Raw genomic sequence first — 19951 nt, 5'->3', positions numbered from 1 at the left:
CACGCGTTGAGCCACATCAATGAAACTGCCTCCTGTCTTCGCCTAGGGAAGATCATGGCCGTTCGTGACAGGGAGCGGTCTGTCGACTGGCATCACCTTGGGAGGAGGCGTGATGACTTGGGCGATCATCCAGAAGTCGGCCGCCGAACGCGCCGCCGCCACGCTCTCCGAGGAGGACCGCAAGGCGTTCACATGGGACACCGCGCGGGCGATGCTCGACGGGTTTCCCGATGGCGCATTAAACATCGCGCATGAGGCGGTGGATCGGCATGTCGCTGCGGGTCATGGGGATGACGAGGCGATCCTCTGGCTCGGCAAGGACGGCGAGCGGCAAAGTCTGAGCTATCGTGATCTCGCTGCCCGGACCGCGCGCTTCGCCAATGTTTTGACTGCGCACGGGCTGGAACCGGGCGACCGGCTCTTCGGTCTCGCCGGCCGGGTGCCCGATCTCTACGTCGCGGCGCTGGGCACGCTGAAGGCAGGGATGATCTTCTCGCCGCTCTTTTCCGCCTTCGGACCCGAGCCCCTGCGCACCCGGCTCGAGATCGGCGAGGCCAATGCGCTGATCACCACCGCCTCGATCTATCGCCGCAAGATCGCCGCGTGGCGGGACGAAATTCCCTCGCTCAAACTGGTGCTGATCATCGGCGACGAAGCGCCGGAGGGTTGCGTGGCGCTCGGCCCTGCGATGGCGGCGGCCTCGGAGGCGTTCGAGACGGTTCATACGGCACCCGAAGATCCCGCGTTGATCCATTTCACCTCCGGCACCACGGGCCGCCCGAAAGGCGCGGTGCATGTGCATAATGCGGTGGTAATGCATGCGGCGGCGGGCCGCTACGCGCTCGAACTGACGCCGGGCACACGCTACTGGTGTACCGCCGATCCGGGCTGGGTGACGGGGACATCGTTCGGGATCATCTCGCCGCTGGTGAACCGGGTGCGGATGATCGTTGATGAGGCCGATTTCGATCTCGACCGCTGGTACGGCATCCTCGAGCGCGAGCAGATCGAGGTCTGGTACACCGCGCCCACCGCGATCCGCATGATGATGCGCGCAGGGAAAGAGGCGGCCGCGCCTTACGATTTCTCGACACTGCGGTTCATGGCCTCGGTGGGCGAGCCGCTCAATCCCGAGGCCGTGGTCTGGGGCAACGAGGTCTTCGGTAAGCCCTTCCACGACAACTGGTGGCAGACCGAGACCGGCGGCATCATGATCGCCAATACCCGCGCGATGGATGTGCATCCCGGCTCGATGGGAAAACCGCTGCCGGGGATCGAGGCGGGGATCGTGGAGCGTGTCGATGATGGGCTGCGCGAGTGCAAACCCGGCGAGATCGGCGAACTGGCGTTGCGCCCCGGCTGGCCCTCGATGATGCGCGCCTATCTGCATGAAGAGGCGCGCTACCAGAAGTGTTTCGTGGGTGGCTGGTATCTCTCTGGCGATCTCGCGATGCGCGATAGCGAGGGCTATTTCTGGTTCGTCGGTCGCGCCGATGATCTCATCAAATCCTCCGGTCACCTGATCGGCCCCTTCGAGGTCGAAAGCGCGTTGATCGAGCATCCGGCAGTGGCCGAGGCTGCCGTGATCGGCCTGCCCGACGAGACCGCAGGCGAGGTCGTGAAGGCCTATGTCGCGCTCAATCCGGGCTTCGAGCCGTCCGAAGATCTCGAACGCGACATCCGGGGCCTTGCGCGCAAGAAGCTCGGCGCGGCGGTCGCCCCGCGCGAGGTGGTGTTCCGCAAGACCCTGCCGAAGACCCGTTCGGGCAAGATCATGCGCCGTCTGTTGAAAGCGCGCGAGCTGGGCCTGCCGGAAGGCGATATTTCGACGCTGGAGAGTGACGAGACATGACTGCCGACAAACCGCACCTGACCCATGACCACATCCGCGAATTGCTCACGGCGATGATCCGTGTGCGCCATTTCGAGGATAAATGCGCCGAGCTCTACACGCAGGAAAAGATCCGCGGCTTCCTCCACCTCTACGATGGCGAGGAGGCGGTGGCCTCGGGCGTGATCCCACGTCTCGGCCCCGATGATCGCGTGGTGGCGACCTATCGCGAGCACGGTCATGCGCTGGTTCGTGGCGTGCCGATGGAGCGCGTGATGGCAGAGATGTATGGCAAGGCCACTGGTGCCTCGGGCGGGCGGGGCGGCTCGATGCATATCTTCGACGCCGAACAAAATTTCTACGGAGGCAACGCGATCGTGGGGGGCGGGCTGCCGCTGGCCGTGGGGCTTGCGCTGCGCGACCGGATGATGGGTGCGCCCAATGTCACCGCCTGCTTCTTCGGCGAAGGGGCTGTGGCCGAGGGCGAGTTCCACGAGTCGATGAACCTCGCGCAGCTCTGGTCGCTGCCGGTGTTGTTCGTGTGCGAGAATAACGGCTACGCGATGGGTTCGGCCTTGGCGCGAACCGAGGCCGTGACCGACATCCGGCGCAAGGCGGCGGCTTATGGGTTCGCGACCGAGCAGGTGGACGGGATGGATGTGGTCGCGGTCGAGGCCGCCACCCGCCGCGCGCTCGCCGCGATCCGCGAGACTGGCAAACCCTATTTCCTCGAATGTCTGACCTATCGGTTCCGCGCGCATTCGATGTTCGACGCCCAGCTCTATCGCGACAAGGACGAGGTGGCCGCGTGGCGCGAGAAGGGACCGATCGTGCGGTTCCAGTCCTGGCTCTACGAGAGCGGGCTGATGCATCCCGAAGAGGTCGCGCAGATCGAGGCGGGGGTGGAGGACGAGATCGCCGCCGCCGTCGCCTATGCCGAGGGGAGCGAGTGGGAGCCGCTCGAGACGCTCACCCGCCATGTCATGGCCGAGGAACGCCCCGCGCCGCCCGCGCCGCCCGAACCCAGCGCCGAGACCGTCGAGATGACCTATCGCGAGGCGGTCAAGCAGGCCATCCGCGACGCGATGATCCGCGACGAGCGGGTCTTTCTGATGGGCGAGGATGTGGGCGCTTACGGCGGTTGCTATGCGGTCTCGAAAGGGTTGATGGCCGAATTCGGCGAGGACCGCATCCGCGACACGCCGCTGTCGGAGTCCGGATTTACCGGGGCCGGGATCGGTGCGGCGGCCGCCGGGATGCGGCCCATCGTCGAGGTGATGACGGTGAATTTCTCGTTGCTCGCGCTCGACCAGATCATGAACACTGCCGCCACGATCCGGCACATGTCGGGCGGACAGTTCGGCGCACCCGTGGTGATCCGTCTTGCGACCGGCGCGGGCAAGCAACTGGCGGCGCAGCATTCCCATTCGCTCGAAGGGTGGTACGCGCATATTCCGGGGCTGCGGGTTCTCGCGCCCGCCACGCTGGAGGACGCGCGCGGGATGCTCTGGACTGCGATCGAGGATCCCGATCCGGTGCTGATCTTCGAGAATGTCATGCTCTACAACATGACCGGGCAGATCGCCGCGAATGCGGGGCCGGTCGACATCGACAAGGCCGCGATCCGGCGCGAGGGCAAGGATATCAGCCTGATCACCTATGGCGGATCGCTGTGGAAGACGCTCGAGGCCGCCGAGGCGCTGGCGGGCGAGGGGATCGAGGCGGAGGTGATCGACCTGCGCTGCCTGCGCCCGCTCGATGATGAGACGATCATGGCCTCGCTCGCGCGCACGCGCCGCGCGGTGATGGTGGACGAGGGCTGGCGGTCCGGTTCGCTCTCCGCCGAGATCGCGGCCCGGATCGGCGAGCAGGCCTTCTGGCACCTAGATGCGCCGGTGGGGCGGGTTTGCTCCGCCGAGGTGCCGATACCCTATCCCAAACATCTCGAGGACGCCGCCATTCCGCAGGTGCCCGCTATCGTCGCCGCCGTGAAGACGACGCTCGGGAAAGGGTGAGGCGATGGCCGTTCTCAAGATGCCCTCGCTCGGCGCGGATATGGAGGCGGGCAAGCTGGTCGAATGGCTGGTGAAGCCCGGCGACACGGTCAAGCACGGCGATATCGTCGCGGTGGTCGAGACCCAGAAGGGTGCGATCGAGATCGAGGTCTTCGAGGACGGTGTGGTCGAAAAGCTGGTGGCAGAGCTTGGGCAAGACCTGCCGGTTGGCGCGCCGCTTGCCGTCATCAAAGCGCCCGGGGAGGCGTCGGCGGAGACCTCTGAGGCCGCGCCGCCAGTTGCGCCGCAGTCGCCTGCCGAACCGGTCGAACCGGAGGCAAGGATGGAGCCGCCAAGTGCGCCGCCTCCCGCCACCCCATCAGGGATCGCCGCCTCTCCTGCCGCGAAGGCACGCGCCGCGGAATTGGGGGTCGCGCTGGAGAGCCTGACCGGAAGCGGGCCGGGAGGCGCGATCGTGCTCGCCGATGTCGAGACGACGAAACCCGCCGCGACGCCGAGCCCGGCAGAAGATCGCGGCGCATATATCGCCGAGATGCGCAAGGCGATCGCCGCTGCGATGGCCCGGTCCAAACGCGAGATCCCGCATTACTACGTCACCCACACGGTCGATCTCAGCGCTGCGAGCGACTGGCTGAGCGCCGCCAATGCGGACCGCCCGCCCGAAGAACGCATCCTGATGGGCGCGCTCCTGATGAAGGCAGTGGCGCTGGCTGCACGCGAAGAAAAGGCGGTGAACGGGCATTTCGGGGAGGACGGGTTCACGCCATCCCCGGCGGTTCATCTAGGTCTCGCAATCGCGCTTCGGGGCGGCGGGCTCGTGGCCCCAGCAATCCTCGATGCCGACAAGAAAAGCCTGCAGGATTTGATGGAGGCGATGCGCGACCTCACGACGCGCGCTCGCGCCGGGCGGCTCAAAAGCTCGGAGATGAGCATGGCGACGCTGACCTTCTCGGCGCTCGGCGAGAGCGGGGTCGAGGCGATGGCCGGGATCATCGTGCCGCCGCAGGTCGCCATCGTCACTGCCGGCGCGCCCGGCCCGCAAGCATTGGTGCGAGACGGCAAGGTGGTTGCTGCGCAGGCCGTGACGCTGACCCTCGCCGCGGATCACCGCGTGAGCGACGGGCGGCTGGGCTCGAAATTCCTGACCGCGATTGACGCGAAGCTGCAAACGCCGGAGGAGCTATGACCGAAGATGAAATCCGCAGAGCCTATATCGAGGAGCTCGTGCGCGTCGCTCCCGATCTCGATCCCGCCGAAATCGCGGGGTCCGATCATCTTCAGGACGATCTTGAACTCGACTCGATGGATATTCTGAATTTGGTGATTGCGCTCGATAAACGCTTCGGCGTCGAGATTGCCGAAGCCGAGTATCCCCAGATCGCCACCCCGGATCTTGCTGCGGGGTTTCTCGCGTCGCGGATGTGAGAGGGAGGGGCGCAGCCGTATCTGGCGGAGCTGCTTTATCGGAAGTCCTGCGGGGGGCTGGATAGGGCAGCAAGCAGTCCGGCACCCCCCGCAAGAAGCCTCAGAGCCGCTGCAGCGGGATGCGCAGGCTGATCGAAAGCACATGCGCGTCGTTCTCGAAGGTCAATGGAGCGACCGGCGATTCACCACTGGTCAGCGGCGTGCTACCGCCCTTCGCGGTCCCGAAGCTGTAATAGCGATAGGACATCTCGAGGATCGCCGGATGCTTGCCGGGAGCCGTCAGTTGGTAGGCCATGCCGATTCCGAGCGAATAGGCGAAATCGCCGTGGGTGTCGCCCGAGAAGGTCCGGTCTACGGAGGACACCTCTGGGTTCGTTGTGTTCGTCCGCGTCCAGTCGCTGACCTTGTTGTTGGCGTAACCAAGCCCCGCCACGACGAAGGGATGCAGGCGGGAATTGACGCCCATCTGCTCGAACGGGGAATAGTAGAGATTACCCATCACCGCGCTGGTCGAAACCGAAGCCGAGGTGATATCGGCATGGTTGCCGCTGGTCGTGTGCGGACCGGTCGTCGTGGCCGAGCCAGTCGTGAGGACGCTGACATCGCCGCGGAAGCCGTTCATCCAGTCATAGCCGAAGGCGATCTCTCCGAAGCCACTCGTATCGTTGCTCAGGTTGAAATCGATCCGCGGATCTTTCGGATATCCGGGCGGGAGCCAGTGCTCGTCGGAGGGTCGGGTGTTTGCGACCCCGAGCCCGAAGCGTACGTAAGGTCCGTAAGTGACGCTTGCCGTGCCCACCTTGAAGAAGTTGGCCGAGTCTTGTGCCGTAGCAGCCGCCGGGGCCGCAAGGCTGAAGACAAGGGCGCAGGCCGCAGCCAGCTTCGTTGAAAATTCCATCTCGATGCCTCTCTGTCCGTCTTTAGTCATTCGCCGGGTCGGATATCCCCATGTCGCGGGATAATGATCTCCGAACCGTGCAAGCAGAAGTGAAATTCTCTGCCCACGCTTTACGCGAGGGCAGAGTGTTGCCTCGGTTCCATAGAGTCTCAGCCGTCATGCCCGGCGAGAACCGCGATCCGCACTGCTTCGGCTTGCGCGGCGAGGCTGGTCGCTGCCGCGCCCGTCACCGGCTGGCCGAGAATGGTCGTCACCGCCGTCACCGTGGCGGCCGTGATCGGCACGGTCTTGTCCGAGGCCGTGCCCAGGAAAATCGCCTCCAGCGTCGCGGTGTTGTTCGTCACCCCGAGACTCGAGAGCGCCGAGCTGCCATCCAGCGTGTCCTTGAGAAGGGCGAGGTTTTGCAGTGGCGAGTCGATGAAAGAGACGTTGTCCCAGTTCAGCGAAAGCTGGTCGATCGCCTGATTGAGCGGCAGGTTGTAGAACGAAACCATGGTCGGCGAAATCGTCGCCAGGGCTTCCTCATAGGCGCGCTGAAGCACGTGATCGGGTGAACGCGCCACGTTCAGCCGCCCGAGCTCGACCTCCGGAATTCCTTCGCTGGACCAGACAGGCTTGGTGCCGCGCGTGCCCGACGGGGTGCCGGCTTGCGGACCCTTGCCCTCGGAATCGGGGCCGGGGCCGCCCTGACCCTGCCCGGAAGAGCCGCTGGCGCCGCCATGGCCGCCGCTTTCCTCATGCGTGCCGTCGTCCTCGTGGCCGCCGCTGCTCGAGCCATGGCCAGCCTCGCCGGTCTTGCCCTTCTGCTGGCCGCCATCCGTGTGATCGCCATCGGTATGCGAGCCGCTGTCCTGCGCAAGAGCGCTCGGCACGGACAGATGGAATGTTCCGAAGGTCGGGCCGGGCTGCACGGTAAAGCCCAGCCCCGCGATGAGCGCGATGCCGGCTACGGTCGTTGCGCGTTTTGCAGTCTTGCGTGTCATGACTGCCTCCTTGTTATGTTGGAAATGGGTCTGTCGACCCGGACCCCGCGCCGACGGGCGGGTCCGGGCTTTTGCGTTTCAGATGCGATCAGCCGTGCCCGGCGAGGATCGCGATGCGAACGGCCTCGGCATCTGCAGCGAGGGATGCCGCCGCGGTACCCGTCACCGGAACCCCGAGGATCTGCGTCACCGCAATCACCGTATCGGTCGAGATCGGGACATTCTTGTCCGACGCCGCGCCGAGGAAGATCGCCGCGAGCGTGTCGGCATCATTCGAGACGCCGGAACTCGAGAGCGGCGTCGAGCCGTCGAGCGTTGCCTGAAGAAGGCCGAGGTTCTGCAACGGCGAGTCGATGAAGCTCACGTTGTCCCAGTTCAGCGAGAGCTCCTCGATCGCCTTGTCCAGCGACAGGTTGTAGAAGGAGACCATCTCGGGCGAGATCGACGCGAGCGCTTCTTCATAGGCCTGATCGATTACGTGCTCGGGCGAGCGCGCGACGTTCAGACGACCGAGTTCGACCTCCGGGATTCCTTCCTGCGACCAGGTCGGCTTGCCGCCGCCCGAAGAGGAGGGGGCGCCTGCCTGCGGCCCCTTGCCGTCGGAATCTTCTCCCGGGCCGCCTTGTCCCTGACCTTGCGATTGCCCGGTCTGAGCGCCTTTGCTGCCCTGACCCTGACCGCCTTGATTTCCCTTGCCGGTCCCTTGGCCGCCGGACTCCTGTGCATTGGCCGCGAAGCTTAGCGGACCGGTGACCGGTGCCTGCCATGCGATCGCGACTCCCAGCGCCGCTGCAAGAGCGACGAGCGAGACGCGAGATTTGCCCGTGAACAATGGATTACGCATTTCATCTTCCTCCACTTTGATGACGCATGGAACCCGCGTCGATCAGAGAAAATCACAGGAGAAGAGAGCGAACTTTGATTCCTATCAATATGATGAATATTTCTATCTAACCGCGTCACAGACCGACTCCGTGCTTCTCGATCCTCGTCTGCCACGATCGAGGTTGCGACCGCACTCCATGGATCTCGGCGGCAAGTTCCGGGCAATTTGGCGCCTGAGCGACGACCAGGTTTCAAGACCTGAGCGACGACCAGAAAGTCTCTTCCGCGAGGTTGTAATTGCCTTGCAGGCGCATCGCCTTGATTTGCAATTCACAGACCGGAAGTTCCGTGGAGAGATCGACCAGATGTCCCGCCGTGATCGGCTCCAGCGCGAGCGATTCCGGGACCCACGCGACCCCCATGCCGATCACCGCCATCTCGACCGCCGCCAGCGTCAGTGCCGTCTCGACCTTGGGCGCATAGCGGATCGCCGGGCTGAGATAGGGCAGGATACTGCGCTCCATCACTTGGCCGAAGAAGACGTCCGAGGGGTAGGCGATGTAAGGCGTCTCGACGGGACCGGCGCCCTCGGGCGCGGCTTTCGGCAGGCTGGAGTTGAAGACCGGGATCAGCCGGTCGGTGCCGATCGTGATCTCCTCGAGAAAATCGGCACGGGCGTCGTCTCTTTCGTCCGGCGTGCGGTAGACGATCGCGACATTGGCCTGCCGCGAGAGCAGTAGCCCCGTGCAGGCGTCGAGATTGGCCGAGCGCAGGCGGACATATATCCCTTCGCGCTCTGTCGGCATCTTGCGCAGGATCGATGGTATATGCCCGGTGGTCAGCGAGTGCTGGCAGGCGATCACCACGCGGTTGCTTGCCACGCTGTCGCCGCGCCGCAGATCGGCGACGAGCTGACGCAGCCCGTTCGACAGCTGCATGATTTGCTCTCGCTGTGCCCGCGTCGTCGGCTTGAGACGGATCGGCTTATGCGAGCGGTCGAACAATTCGACGCCGACGAAATCCTCGATCTGCTTAATTCGGCGCGAGAATGCGGATTGCGTGAGCATCCTGCGCTCGGCTGCGCCGCTGAAAGATCCCGTATCCTCGATCGCGAGGATGTCTTCGAGCCATTCGAGTCGCATATCGCCCCTAACTTGCAAGAAGTGCAAAACATATCAAGAATTTCGAATTTGCATAGGGGATTGATCTGCGCAACGCTCGATACAGACAAGTTACCCAAGGAACTCCATATGCATCTCGCTCGCTTTCCCCGCGTTCATCTGGCGCATCTGCCGACCCCTCTCGAAAAGCTTGATCGCCTCTCGAAAGAGCTGGGCGGGCCGGAAATCTGGATCAAGCGGGACGACTGCACGGGCCTGTCGACCGGAGGCAACAAGACGCGCAAGCTGGAATTTCTGATGGCCGAGGCGCAGGCGATGGGCGCCGATACCGTGATGACCCAGGGCGCGACCCAGTCGAACCACGCACGCCAGACGGCGGCGGCTGCGGCGAAGCTCGGGATGGCCTGCCATATCCTGCTTGAGGATCGCACCGGCTCGAACGACGCCAATTACAACGAGAACGGCAACGTGCTTCTCGACCATCTGCATGGGGCGACGACGTCGAAACGGGCGGGCGGCAAGGACATGCAGGCCGAGATGGAGGCGGTCGCCGAGAAGCTGCGCGGCGAGGGCCGGACGGTCTACGTCATTCCCGGCGGTGGCTCCAACGCGACCGGCGCGCTCGGCTATGTGAACTGCGCCTTCGAACTGGTCGGGCAGGCGAATGACCGCGGGCTGGTGATCGACCATATCGCGACGGCGACCGGCTCGGCGGGCACGCAGGCCGGGCTGATCACCGGACTCAAGGCGATCAATGCCGGGATCCCGCTGACGGGGTTCGGGGTGCGCGCGCCGAAGGACAAGCAGGAGGCCAATGTCTTCGCGTTGGCGCAGAAGACCGCCGAGAAGCTGGGCTGCCCCGGTGTGGTGGCCCGCGAGGACGTTGTGGCCGATTGCAGCTATGTCGGCGAGGGTTACGGCATCCCGCGAGAGGATACGCTGGAGGCGATCCGCATGTTCGCGCAGCTCGAAGGGATCCTTCTCGATCCGGTCTATTCCGGCAAGGGCGCGGCCGGGCTGATCGACTATTGCCGCAAGGGGCATTTCAAGAAAGGCGAGCGCGTGGTCTTCCTGCATACCGGCGGCGCCGCGGCGCTGTTCGGCTACGAGACCGTCTTTGCCGAGGCCAACAAAGCCCTCGTGGTGGCCTGAGATCATGATCCGGCCGCGCTTCTCCAAGAGCTTCACCCAGCAGCCCCCGATCCCCGAGGAGGGGATCGAGGCGGCCGTGGCGGTGATGCGCTCGGGGCGGCTGCATCGCTACAACCATACACCCGGCGAGGCGAGCGAGGTGGTGGAGCTGGAGCGCGAATACGCGCAATGGCAGGGCGCGCGCTATTGCCTCGCGGTGGCTTCGGGCGGACAGGCGATGCAGATCGCCCTGCGCGCCGCGGGGGTGATGCCGGGCGATCGCGTGCTGACCAACGCCTTCACGCTCGCCCCGGTGCCGGGCGCGATCGCGGCGGTGGGGGGCGTCCCGGTTCTGGTCGAGATCACCGAGGATCTGGTGCTCGACCTCGAAGCGCTGGCGACGAAGGCTGCGCAAAGCGGCGCGCGGCACCTTCTGCTGTCGCATATGCGCGGTCACCTGTGCGACATGGACCGTTTGATGGAGATCGCGACGGCGCATGGGCTGACCGTGATCGAGGATTGCGCCCACACGATGGGGGCGCGGTGGAACGGTCGGTTGTCCGGCTCTTTCGGGCTGGCGGGGTGTTTCAGCACCCAGACCTACAAGCACATGAATTCCGGCGAGGGAGGCTTGCTGACCTCGAATGACGCCGAATTCATGGCGCGCGCGACGGTCCTGTCGGGCTCCTACATGAACTACGAGAGCCATGGGGCCGGGCCCGCGCCCGAGATCTACGACAAGATCCGGCTGGAGACGCCCAACATGTCCGCCCGGATGGACAATCTGCGCGCGGCGATCCTGCGCCCGCAGCTTCGCCAGCTGGAACAGAGTATTGCCGCGTGGAACGCGCGCTACGATCTGGTGGCCGATGGGCTGACGCGCTCGCCCGCGATCTGCCTGCCGCGTCGACCGAAGACGGAATTCTACGTCGGCTCCTCGATCCAGTTTCGGGTGCCCGGCCTTGCGCCTTCCGAGGCCGAGGTCCTGATCGCGCGGCTTGCGGAGGCGGGGGTCGAGGTGAAATGGTTCGGGGCCGATCAGCCCCGGGGCTTCACGTCCGATCATCGCAGCTGGCGCTACGTCGCTGCGCAGGAGCTGCCCCAGACCGATGCGGTTCTCGCCAGCCTCTTCGATATGCGCCTGCCGCTGACGTTCAGCCTCGAGGATTGCGCGCATCTCGCAGGTCACATCGTCGATGCAGTCGAGAGCGCCTGCGCCAGGGTGAGCGCATGATGCGGCGGGTCGGCATTCTGGGCGGCATGGGACCGGAGGCGACGATCCTGGTTATGCAGAAGGTTCTGGCCAGCGTGACGGCGCGCGACGATGCCGATCATGTGCCGCTGATCGTGGATCAGAACCCGCAGGTCCCCTCGCGTATCCGCCACCTGATCGAAGGTACGGGCGAAGATCCGGGCCCGGGTCTCGCCGACATGGCGCGCCGGCTGGTGGCAGGCGGGGCGCAGGCTCTCGCGATCCCCTGCAACACCGCGCATCACTACCTGCCCGCGATCCGCGCGGCGGTCGACGTGCCGGTGCTCGACATGGTGGAGCTGTCGGTTGCCCGGGCCGCACGCTTGGCCGGGCAGGGTGGTAGGGTCGGCGTTCTTGGCTCACCCGCGCTGCGCAAGGTGAAACTCTTCGATTCAGCCGCAGCGCGACACGGGCTGGACCTGCGCTACAGCGAGGCGGAAGACGATCTTCTGGCTGCGATCCGCCAGATCAAGGCGGACGGCCCGCAACCGGGCGCGCGCGAAAAACTGGCGGCCGCCTCGAGCGCGTTGTTCGAGCGCGGCGCAACTGTGCAGATGATCGCCTGCACCGAATTTTCGCTTATTCCGGAGGCAGTCTGTCCCCGGGCGGACGTATTTGACACGCTCGACGAGCTGGTCAGTGCTATCGTCGCCTTTGCGACCGCACCGGCGGAGGGGCACAGCGATAGTGGAACGCGATAACCATCAAAGCGAGAGATACATCTCGCAATGTTACCAACGGAGGTTCTGACATGAACAAATTCAACAAGATGATGATGACGGCGGCGGCCGCGCTGACGCTCTCGACGTCCGCGCTCTGGGCCGAGACGATGACGATCGGGACGTTCAGCGATCCGACCCCGATGAACGCCGCGCGCGCCGAAAAGGCTTTCGAGAAGGCCACCGGCTGGACGATCGAATGGCGGGTGTTCAACTCGGGCACCGACGTGATCGCAGCCATGGCCTCGGGTGATGTCGAGGTCGCGGAACTTGGCTCCTCGCCGCTGGCGATCGCCGCGAGCCAGGGCGTCGACCTGCAAATGTTCATGGTGTCCTACGCGATCGGCGATTCCGAGAGCCTGATCGCGCATAACGGCTCGGGCATCAAATCGCTGGAAGATCTGAAGGGCAAGCGCGTCGCGGTGCCGGTGGGCTCCACCGCGCATTACTCGCTGATGGGCGCGATTTCCCATGCCGGGATGAAGGAATCCGATCTGACCATCATCTCTATGCCGCCGGACCAGATCGCAGCCGCATGGGATCAGGGCACGATCGACGCCGCTTTCATCTGGCCGCCGGTGCAGACAAATATCCTCGAGACCGGCAGCCGTATCGTGAGCGCCGCCCAAACCGCGAAATGGGGCTATCCGACCTTCAACGCATGGACCGTGAACACCAAGTTCGCCGAGTCCCACGAGAAGGAAATGGTGGCCTTCGCCAAGGCGATGAACGCGGCGAACAAGGCCTATCTGGACGATCCCTCGGCCTGGACGCCCGATAACGAGAAGGTCAAGGAGATCGCCAGCGTGACCGGCGCGGGCGCCGACCAGATCCCCGGCATTCTCAAGGGCTACACCTTCGTGCCGCTGTCCGAACAAGTCAGCGACACCTGGCTTGGCAATGCCGCGAACATCATGAAATCGACCGCGGAATTCCTGAAATCCGCGGGCCGCATCGACAGTGTCGCCGACGATTACTCGGCCTTCGTGAATACGAAGATCGCCGAAGACGCCCTGAAGTGAAACAGTCTTTCCTGCCCGGGTATACGATCTGGGCAGGACCAAGAAACCGAGAGGGAGCAGCGACGTGGGATTAAATGTCGAGGACGTATCGGTCGTCTATCCAGCGGCGGATGGTCGCCCGCCCGTCGAGGCCTTGAGCCAGATCAACCTGACAATCGAGGACGATGAATTCGTCGTGGCGCTCGGCGCATCGGGGTGTGGGAAATCCACGCTTCTCAACCTGATCGCCGGGTTTCTGTCGCCGTCCTCGGGGGCGCTGATGCTCGATGGCGAGCAGGTCTCCGGCCCGGGCGCGGACCGCGCGGTGGTGTTTCAGAAACACGCGCTCCTGCCTTGGCTGAACGTTTTGGACAACGTGGCTTTCGGCCTGCAGATCCAGGGCGTCGCCGAGGCCGAGCGCAAGAAGGTCGCCAACAGGTTCCTGAGCATGCTCGGGCTCGACGGGTTTCAGGGCGCGCCGGTGTACTCGCTTTCCGGCGGGATGCAGCAGCGCGTCGGCATCGCCCGCGCGCTTACCTGCGATCCGCGCGTTCTGCTGATGGACGAGCCGCTGGGCGCGCTCGACGCGCTGACCCGCGAAAAGGCGCAGGAACTGATCCTGAACATCTGGAACGACACCCATAAATCGGTCTTCTTCATCACGCATAGCGTGGAGGAAGCCCTGTTCATGGGCACCAAGCTGGTGGTCATGTCGCCGCGCCCGGGGCGGATCACCCACGTATTCGACCTGCCGTTCTCGCGGCAGTTTCTCGATGGGATGCCCGCCCGACAGGTGAAGGCCTCCCCGAAATTCATCGAACTTCGCGAAGAAGTCCTGAAGATCATCTTCGCCGACGAAGAGGCCGCGGCATGACGGAGCAAACAACTCAAACCCCGACGAAACCGCCCGGACTGTGGGCGCGGATTTCCCGCTCGCGCGCGACCAAGCCCGGCCAGACCTACGGCGTCCCGGGGCAGGGCAATACGCTGTGGCTCTCGATTGGCTCGATCCTGTTTTTCTTCTTCGTCTGGTGGCTCGTGACCTTCATGGGCTGGGTGAAGCCGCTCTTCGTGCCCTCGCCGATGGCGATCGTGTCGAAGTTTCTCTCGGTCTGGAGCGACGGCTATACTGGCACCTCGTTTCTCGATCACGTAGTGATTTCGACCGTGCGAGTCTTCGGCGCCTTCCTGCTGGCTTGCGTGATCGGGATTCCGTTGGGGCTCGCGATGGGGATGAGCCCGATCATGCGCGGCATTTTCGACCCGCCGATCGAGTTCTACCGGCCGATTCCGCCGCTCGCCTACCTGCCGCTGATGATCATCTGGTTCGGCATCGGCGAGACCTCCAAGGTCCTGCTGATCTTCCTGTCGGTCTTCGCGCCGGTCGTGCTGGGGGCGCGCTCTGGCGTGAAATCCGCCGCGATCGAGCAGATCCACGCCGCCTATTCCTTCGGTGCGACACGCTGGCAGGTGATGCGCCATGTCATCATGCCCTCCGCGATGCCGGAGATCCTGACGGCGATGCGGATCGGGGTCGGCTTCGGCTGGACCACGCTGGTCGCCGCGGAGATGGTCGCCTCGACCAAGGGGCTTGGCTACATGGTGCTCTCCGCCAGCCAGTTCCTGCAGACACCGGTCGTGATCATGGGGATCTTCGTGATCGCCGCGATCGCCTTCGCTTTCGATCTCTTGATGCGCTTCGTCGAGCGTCGCCTCGTGCCCTGGAAGGGCAGAATGTAACGGGAAGAACCACCATGATCTACTTGAAGAAAGCCGTCCGGACAGCCGAGGCGGATCAGGAAGGCGTGCATGACATCGTCTCGAAGATGCTGGCGAAGATCGCGGCCGGCGGCGAGGACGCGGCGCGTCACTATGCAAGAGAACTCGACAAATGGACCGGCGAGATCGTCGTCACCCCGGAGCAGCGCGCCGCCGCCAGCGCCGCCGTGCCCGAGCAGCTCAAGGCCGATATCCAGTTTGCCCATAACAACGTGCGCCGCTTCGCCGAGGCGCAGCGCGCGACGGTCACCGATTGCACGATCGAGATACTTCCGGGCCTGACCGCCGGGCAGAAGCAGATCCCGGTCTCGGCCACTGGCTGCTACGTGCCCGGCGGGCGCTACAGCCACGTTGCCAGCGCGATCATGACGATCACCACTGCCAAGGTCGCGGGCGTGCCCCACATCACCGCCTGTTCGCCGCCGCGGCCCGGTCTCGGCATCCCGCCCGCGATCCTCTACGCGATGGACCTGTGCGGCGCCGACGTGATCCTTTCGATGGGCGGCGTGCAGGGGGTGGCCGCGATGGCCAATGGTCTGTTCGGCCTGCCAAAGGCGGATATCCTCGTCGGACCCGGCAACCAATATGTCGCTGAGGCCAAGCGGATCCTCTTCGGCCAGATCGGCATCGACATGTTCGCTGGCCCGACCGACAGCATGGTGATCGCCGATGCCACGGCGGATCCCGAGATGGTCGCCTATGATCTGGTGGGGCAGGCGGAGCATGGCTACAACTCGCCCGTCTGGCTCGTCACCTCCGATCGCGCTCTGGCCGATCAGGTCATGCGCCTCGTGCCGGAGCTGATAGAGACCCTGCCGGAACTCAATCGCCACAGCGCGAAAGCGTCCTGGGCGGATTTCGCGGAAGTCATCCTGTGCGACGGCGCCGAGGAGATGGCGCGGTTCGCCGATCAACTCGCGCCCGAGCATCTGCACGTGCAGTGTCGGGATCTCGACTGGTGGCTGGCCCGGCTGAAATCCTACGGCTCGCTGTTTCTCGGCGAAGAGACGACCGTAGCCTTCGGTGACAAGACATCGGGCCCCAATCATGTGCTGCCGACCTCTGGGGCCGCGCGCTACACTGGCGGGCTCTCGGTGCACAAGTTCATGAAGACGATCACCTGGCAGCGCGCCACCCGCGAGGCGGCCCGACCGCTCGCGGAGGCGACGGCACGAATCTCGCGGCTCGAAGGGATGGAGGGGCATGCGCGGTCCGCCGATATCCGGCTCTCCAAGTTCTTCCCCGAGGAGCATTTCGACCTGCGTCCGGCGCAGGTCCAGGGCTGACGCGGAGCGCGGACGGAGAAGGGAGGCAGGGATGCCGGAATTGTCCTTCACCCGGGCAGGCAACGGGCCGCCCCTCGTCCTCGTGCACGGCTATCTCGGCGGCAGCGCAATGTGGGACGCGCAGCTTGCGCATTTCAGCCCGTTCCGCGATGTCATATGTCCCGATCTCGCGGGGTTCGGGGCAAGCGCAGCGCTGGAGGCGCCCGAGAGCATCGAAGGTCACGCGCGCATGGTGCTCGGACTTCTCGACCGGCTCGAGGTCGAGCGCTTCGATCTTCTCGGCCATTCGATGGGCGGCATGGTCGTGCAGGAGATGATCCGGCTGGCCCCCGCGCGCATCCGCAAGCTGATACTCTACGGCACCGGGCCGCGCGGCGTGATGCCGGGTCGGTTCGAGACGATCGCGCAATCCCGTGAACGGCTTCTGCGCGACGGGGTGCCCGCGACCGCGCGGCGGATCGCGGCGACATGGTTCCGGCAGGGAGAGGCGGCGGAGGGATTTCCGCTCTGCCTGTCGCTCGGGCAGAAGGCGCGCCAGCAGGCCGCACTCGCAAGCCTCACGGCCTGGGAAGCTTGGGATGGCACGCCCGCTCTTGGCGCGATCGCAAGCCCGACCCTCGTCCTTTGGGGCAGCCGCGACCGCTCCTATGACTGGACGCAGCCCGAAGCGCTCTGGCGCGGCATCCCGGGGGCGGATCTCGCCGTGATGCCCGGCTGCGCGCATAACGTTCACATGGAGAAACCGGACCGGTTCAACAGGCTGGTCGGCGATTTCCTCGATGCGGCAGACTTTTAGCAGGACGCTGAAATCGCCGCGCCGCGACGGGAAGCCGGAAAACAGAAAGCCCAGAGCGAACTCTGGGCTTTGATCTTTGAAATCAATCTCTTGCGAGAGCTTTGGTTGCCGGCCGTAAGGAGTTGATCCGTCTTGCATTAATTATTAAGGCATTGAATGCGTTATGGTTTTTCTGCGTGGCCTCGTGGTTTTTGCCACATCTGGGTGTTCCAGGGCTAGATATTCGAATTCGGCGCGGCAGGGAATTTTTCGGTAGTCCGCACAGGTGATTAAGCCAATAAATCTCCCGGGTTGATAGAAGGGTCGGCCTAGCGATTTCACCGTCGCCCGCAGCAGGAGCACCCCGCCGCTACCGTGGCCGGATTTTACTCCGCCGTTGACAAGGCCCGGATGCGCGCAATGATCGCCGCTCAGGACAATACCTCCGACACGCTGACCGAGCTGATCCAAACCTCGCGCAGCCTGCGGCAGGACGAAATCACCGAGGAGATCGTGGAGCTTGCCACCGCAAGCCCGCCGGTTCGGTAATCGAGGAGGAGCCGATGTCGGAGACAATCGAAGGGGAACGCACCAAGCCCCAGCCCGCCGATGACGTGGCGCGCGAGGTCGATCTGCCGTGGTGCGAGCCCAAGCCCAGCCACGAGGATGTCCGCGCCCCCGATCTGACCCGCGAGATCATGGCGCATCCGAATTACTTGCAGGCCGATGAGGATGTCGATTTCCTCAACCGCGACGACATGCGCGGCGCGCGCCTGCAACTCGATTACCAGAAGGCCGAGACGCTGCTGCGCGAACAGGGCATCGCCCATTCGATCGTGGTCTTCGGCGGCACCCGGATTCCCGAACCGCAAGCCGCGCATGAGAAGCTGGCCGAGATGGAGGCCCGCAGCGCGGCCGATCCGGGCAATGACGATCTGACGCGACGCGTCGAGATTGCCAGACGCGTCGCCGCGAAAAGTCGCTATTACGACGTCGCCCGCGCCTTCGGCCGGATCGTCGGCGCGCGCGAGGGCCCGCATGGCAACCGGCTGGTGATAGTCACCGGCGGCGGGCCGGGGATGATGGAGGCCGCCAATCGCGGCGCCTATGATGCGGGCGCGCGCACGGTGGGGCTCAATATCACGCTCCCGCACGAGCAATTCCCCAACCCCTACATCACGCCCGGCCTGTGCTTCCGCTTCCGCTATTTCGCCCTGCGCAAGCTGCATTTCCTGATGCGCGCACGGGCGCTCGTGGTGTTTCCGGGCGGCTATGGCACGCTCGACGAACTGTTCGAGACGCTCACGCTGATCCAGACCCGCAAGATCCGCCCGCTGCCAGTGATCCTTGTCGGGCGCGAGTATTGGAGCCGGGTCTTCGATCCGGATTTCCTTGTGGAGGAGGGGGTGATCGACCCCGAGGACCGCGACCTGTTCTGGTATGCCGAAAGCGCCGAGGAGATCTGGGAGGATATCGGGCGTTGGTATGCGCAGTTCGGTCGCAATATCGACGAACCAATGGGAGGAGAGGATGAAGATTTCATTTCACGGTGCCGCGCATGAGGTGACGGGGTCCTGCCATCTCGTCGAATGCGCGGGGCGCAAGATCCTGATCGATTGCGGCATGTTCCAGGGCCGCTCGGAACTGGTCGAAGACAATGCCGCGAAATTCGGCTTCGAGCCCTCAGAGATCGACATGGTATTGCTGACCCATGCCCATCTCGATCACTGCGGGCGGCTCCCGCTTCTGGTCAAGCGCGGCTTCAAGGGCGAGATCATCGCGACCTCGGCCACGCGCGATCTGGCGCGACTGGTGATGCTCGACGCGGCGCATCTGCAAGAGGAAGAGGCGCGCCGTCATCACCGCCATGGGCGGCGCGGCGGGTCGCGTGAGGCGCTTTACGACACGATGGATGCGCTCGACGCGGTCGATCGGTTCGGACGCAACGCCACCTATCGCAAGACGCTCTCGCTGTTCGACGGGATCGAGGCGACCTTTTTCGACGCGGGCCATATCCTCGGTTCGGCCTCGATCCGGCTTGACCTGACCGAGCATGGCCGCACCCGAAAGCTTCTGTTCTCGGGCGATCTGGGCCCCGACAATCGTCCGCTTCTCAACGATGCCGACCCGCCGGAGGATGCAGATATCGTGGTGATGGAAACCACCTATGGCGAGCGCGACCATCGCGGGCTCGAGGCCTCGATCGCGGAATTCCTCGCCGCGATCCGCGCGACCACGGGGCGGGGCGGCAATGTCATCATCCCGACCTTCGCGCTGGAGCGCGCGCAGGAGCTGCTGTGGTTCCTGCGCGAGGGGATGGCCTCGGGCGAGATCGAGAAATCGCTGCGGGTGTTCCTCGACTCCCCGATGGCGATCTCCGCGACCCGGATCTTCGCGCGCCATGACGAGGCGCTGCGCCCGGAACTGGCCAATATCATCCACAAGGGGCGCGACCCGTTCCAGCTGCCCGAGCTGCATTTCACCCGCGAGACGCAGGATTCGATCGCACTCAACGAGATACGCTCGGGCGCGGTGATCATGGCGGGTTCGGGGATGTGCACGGGCGGGCGCGTGCGCCACCACCTGCGCCACAATCTCGCGTGGCAAGAAAGTGCTGTGATCTTCGTGGGTTACGCCGCCGAAGGGACGCTCGCGCGGATCATCGTGGACGGGGCGAAACATGTGAAGCTTTTCGGCGAGGAGATCCCGGTCCGTGCGCAGATCCACACGATCAACGGCTTTTCCGCCCATGCCGACCAGACCGATCTGAAACGCTGGCTGGCCCGCACCCGCCACCCGGAAAAAATCTTCCTCGTGCATGGCGAGAAAAAGTCGATGGAAGCCTTCGCGGAAGGGCTCGACCCGGCGAAAGTGGTGATGCCCGACCTGCATCAGAGCTTCGAGCTCTAG

19 protein-coding genes are annotated in these 19951 nt (G+C 64.7%); 15 read left to right on the top strand and 4 right to left on the bottom strand.

The annotated features are described in order from the left end of the window. Positions 1-112 precede the first annotated feature (112 nt). The 4 genes from acsA to B6V76_RS03830 are packed head-to-tail and all read left to right on the top strand — an operon-like array spanning position 113 to position 5271. Positions 113-1852: an acetate--CoA ligase gene (gene acsA, locus B6V76_RS03845; protein ID WP_088726706.1), complete on the top strand. Its 1740-nt coding sequence runs from the start codon at positions 113-115 to the stop codon at positions 1850-1852. Beyond that, on the top strand, positions 1849-3846 hold the full coding sequence (gene pdhA / locus B6V76_RS03840; protein ID WP_088726705.1) for a pyruvate dehydrogenase (acetyl-transferring) E1 component subunit alpha: 1998 nt from the start codon (positions 1849-1851) through the stop codon (positions 3844-3846). Before acsA ends, pdhA begins: the two co-directional genes overlap by 4 nt. 4 nt (positions 3847-3850) lie before the next feature. After that, a complete protein-coding gene (locus B6V76_RS03835; RefSeq protein WP_088726704.1) occupies positions 3851-5032 on the top strand; it encodes a dihydrolipoamide acetyltransferase family protein in 1182 nt (393 codons plus the stop codon). Next, positions 5029-5271, top strand: a complete 243-nt coding sequence (locus B6V76_RS03830; RefSeq protein WP_075774695.1) for a phosphopantetheine-binding protein — start codon at positions 5029-5031, stop codon at positions 5269-5271. Before B6V76_RS03835 ends, B6V76_RS03830 begins: the two co-directional genes overlap by 4 nt. 100 nt (positions 5272-5371) lie before the next feature. Here B6V76_RS03830 and B6V76_RS03825 read toward each other — a convergent pair whose 3' ends face one another. The 4 genes from B6V76_RS03825 to B6V76_RS03810 all read right to left on the bottom strand — a co-directional run bounded on the left by B6V76_RS03825 (position 5372) and on the right by B6V76_RS03810 (position 9119). After that, positions 5372-6169 carry an outer membrane beta-barrel protein gene (locus B6V76_RS03825; protein WP_166504537.1) on the bottom strand — a complete coding sequence of 266 codons (798 nt, stop codon included), beginning with the start codon at positions 6167-6169 and terminating at the stop codon, positions 5372-5374. A 149-nt stretch (positions 6170-6318) separates the two neighbouring features. Then, positions 6319-7152 carry a hypothetical protein gene (locus tag B6V76_RS03820; RefSeq protein WP_088721654.1) on the bottom strand — a complete coding sequence of 278 codons (834 nt, stop codon included), beginning with the start codon at positions 7150-7152 and terminating at the stop codon, positions 6319-6321. 88 nt (positions 7153-7240) lie between these two features. Next, positions 7241-7996 (bottom strand): hypothetical protein, encoded by a 756-nt coding sequence (locus B6V76_RS03815; RefSeq protein WP_088726702.1) that lies wholly within the window; start codon positions 7994-7996, stop codon positions 7241-7243. A 232-nt stretch (positions 7997-8228) separates the two neighbouring features. Further along, positions 8229-9119 (bottom strand): LysR family transcriptional regulator, encoded by an 891-nt coding sequence (locus B6V76_RS03810; protein WP_088718754.1) that lies wholly within the window; start codon positions 9117-9119, stop codon positions 8229-8231. A 108-nt stretch (positions 9120-9227) separates the two neighbouring features. On the opposite strand from B6V76_RS03810, the gene B6V76_RS03805 reads away from it, so the two are divergent. The 11 genes from B6V76_RS03805 to B6V76_RS03755 all read left to right on the top strand — a co-directional run bounded on the left by B6V76_RS03805 (position 9228) and on the right by B6V76_RS03755 (position 19951). Then, complete coding sequence (locus B6V76_RS03805; RefSeq protein WP_075774700.1) at positions 9228-10250, top strand: D-cysteine desulfhydrase; 1023 nt, start codon at positions 9228-9230, stop codon at positions 10248-10250. Positions 10251-10254: 4 nt separating this feature from the next. Next, the gene (locus B6V76_RS03800; protein ID WP_088726701.1) at positions 10255-11463 is read left to right on the top strand and encodes an aminotransferase class I/II-fold pyridoxal phosphate-dependent enzyme; all 1209 of its coding nucleotides are present in this window, start codon (positions 10255-10257) and stop codon (positions 11461-11463) included. Continuing rightward, complete coding sequence (locus tag B6V76_RS03795; RefSeq protein ID WP_088726700.1) at positions 11460-12182, top strand: amino acid racemase; 723 nt, start codon at positions 11460-11462, stop codon at positions 12180-12182. Before B6V76_RS03800 ends, B6V76_RS03795 begins: the two co-directional genes overlap by 4 nt. A 50-nt stretch (positions 12183-12232) precedes the next feature. Beyond that, positions 12233-13222 (top strand): taurine ABC transporter substrate-binding protein, encoded by a 990-nt coding sequence (gene tauA, locus B6V76_RS03790; RefSeq protein WP_088718750.1) that lies wholly within the window; start codon positions 12233-12235, stop codon positions 13220-13222. A gap of 64 nt (positions 13223-13286) precedes the next feature. After that, positions 13287-14075, top strand: a complete 789-nt coding sequence (locus tag B6V76_RS03785) for an ATP-binding cassette domain-containing protein (RefSeq protein WP_088726699.1) — start codon at positions 13287-13289, stop codon at positions 14073-14075. Next, positions 14072-14941, top strand: coding sequence for an ABC transporter permease subunit (locus B6V76_RS03780; protein WP_088721650.1), 870 nt, complete (start codon positions 14072-14074; stop codon positions 14939-14941). The genes B6V76_RS03785 and B6V76_RS03780 overlap by 4 nt, the downstream gene beginning before the upstream one ends. A 14-nt stretch (positions 14942-14955) precedes the next feature. Further along, the gene (hisD, locus tag B6V76_RS03775; protein ID WP_088726698.1) at positions 14956-16266 is read left to right on the top strand and encodes a histidinol dehydrogenase; all 1311 of its coding nucleotides are present in this window, start codon (positions 14956-14958) and stop codon (positions 16264-16266) included. A 31-nt stretch (positions 16267-16297) separates the two neighbouring features. Continuing rightward, the gene (locus tag B6V76_RS03770) at positions 16298-17062 is read left to right on the top strand and encodes an alpha/beta fold hydrolase (protein WP_088721648.1); all 765 of its coding nucleotides are present in this window, start codon (positions 16298-16300) and stop codon (positions 17060-17062) included. A gap of 399 nt (positions 17063-17461) precedes the next feature. Beyond that, positions 17462-17590 (top strand): F0F1 ATP synthase subunit gamma, encoded by a 129-nt coding sequence (locus tag B6V76_RS03765; protein WP_206184172.1) that lies wholly within the window; start codon positions 17462-17464, stop codon positions 17588-17590. A gap of 14 nt (positions 17591-17604) precedes the next feature. Further along, complete coding sequence (locus B6V76_RS03760) at positions 17605-18603, top strand: LOG family protein (protein ID WP_088718747.1); 999 nt, start codon at positions 17605-17607, stop codon at positions 18601-18603. After that, positions 18572-19951, top strand: a complete 1380-nt coding sequence (locus tag B6V76_RS03755; RefSeq protein ID WP_088726697.1) for an MBL fold metallo-hydrolase — start codon at positions 18572-18574, stop codon at positions 19949-19951. The genes B6V76_RS03760 and B6V76_RS03755 overlap by 32 nt, the downstream gene beginning before the upstream one ends.

The organism is Thioclava sp. IC9 (assembly GCF_002213225.1).
Classification (GTDB): domain Bacteria; phylum Pseudomonadota; class Alphaproteobacteria; order Rhodobacterales; family Rhodobacteraceae; genus Thioclava; species Thioclava nitratireducens.
Note: the sequence above shows the minus strand (reverse complement) of the source record. Positions and strands in the feature narration are given on the sequence as shown.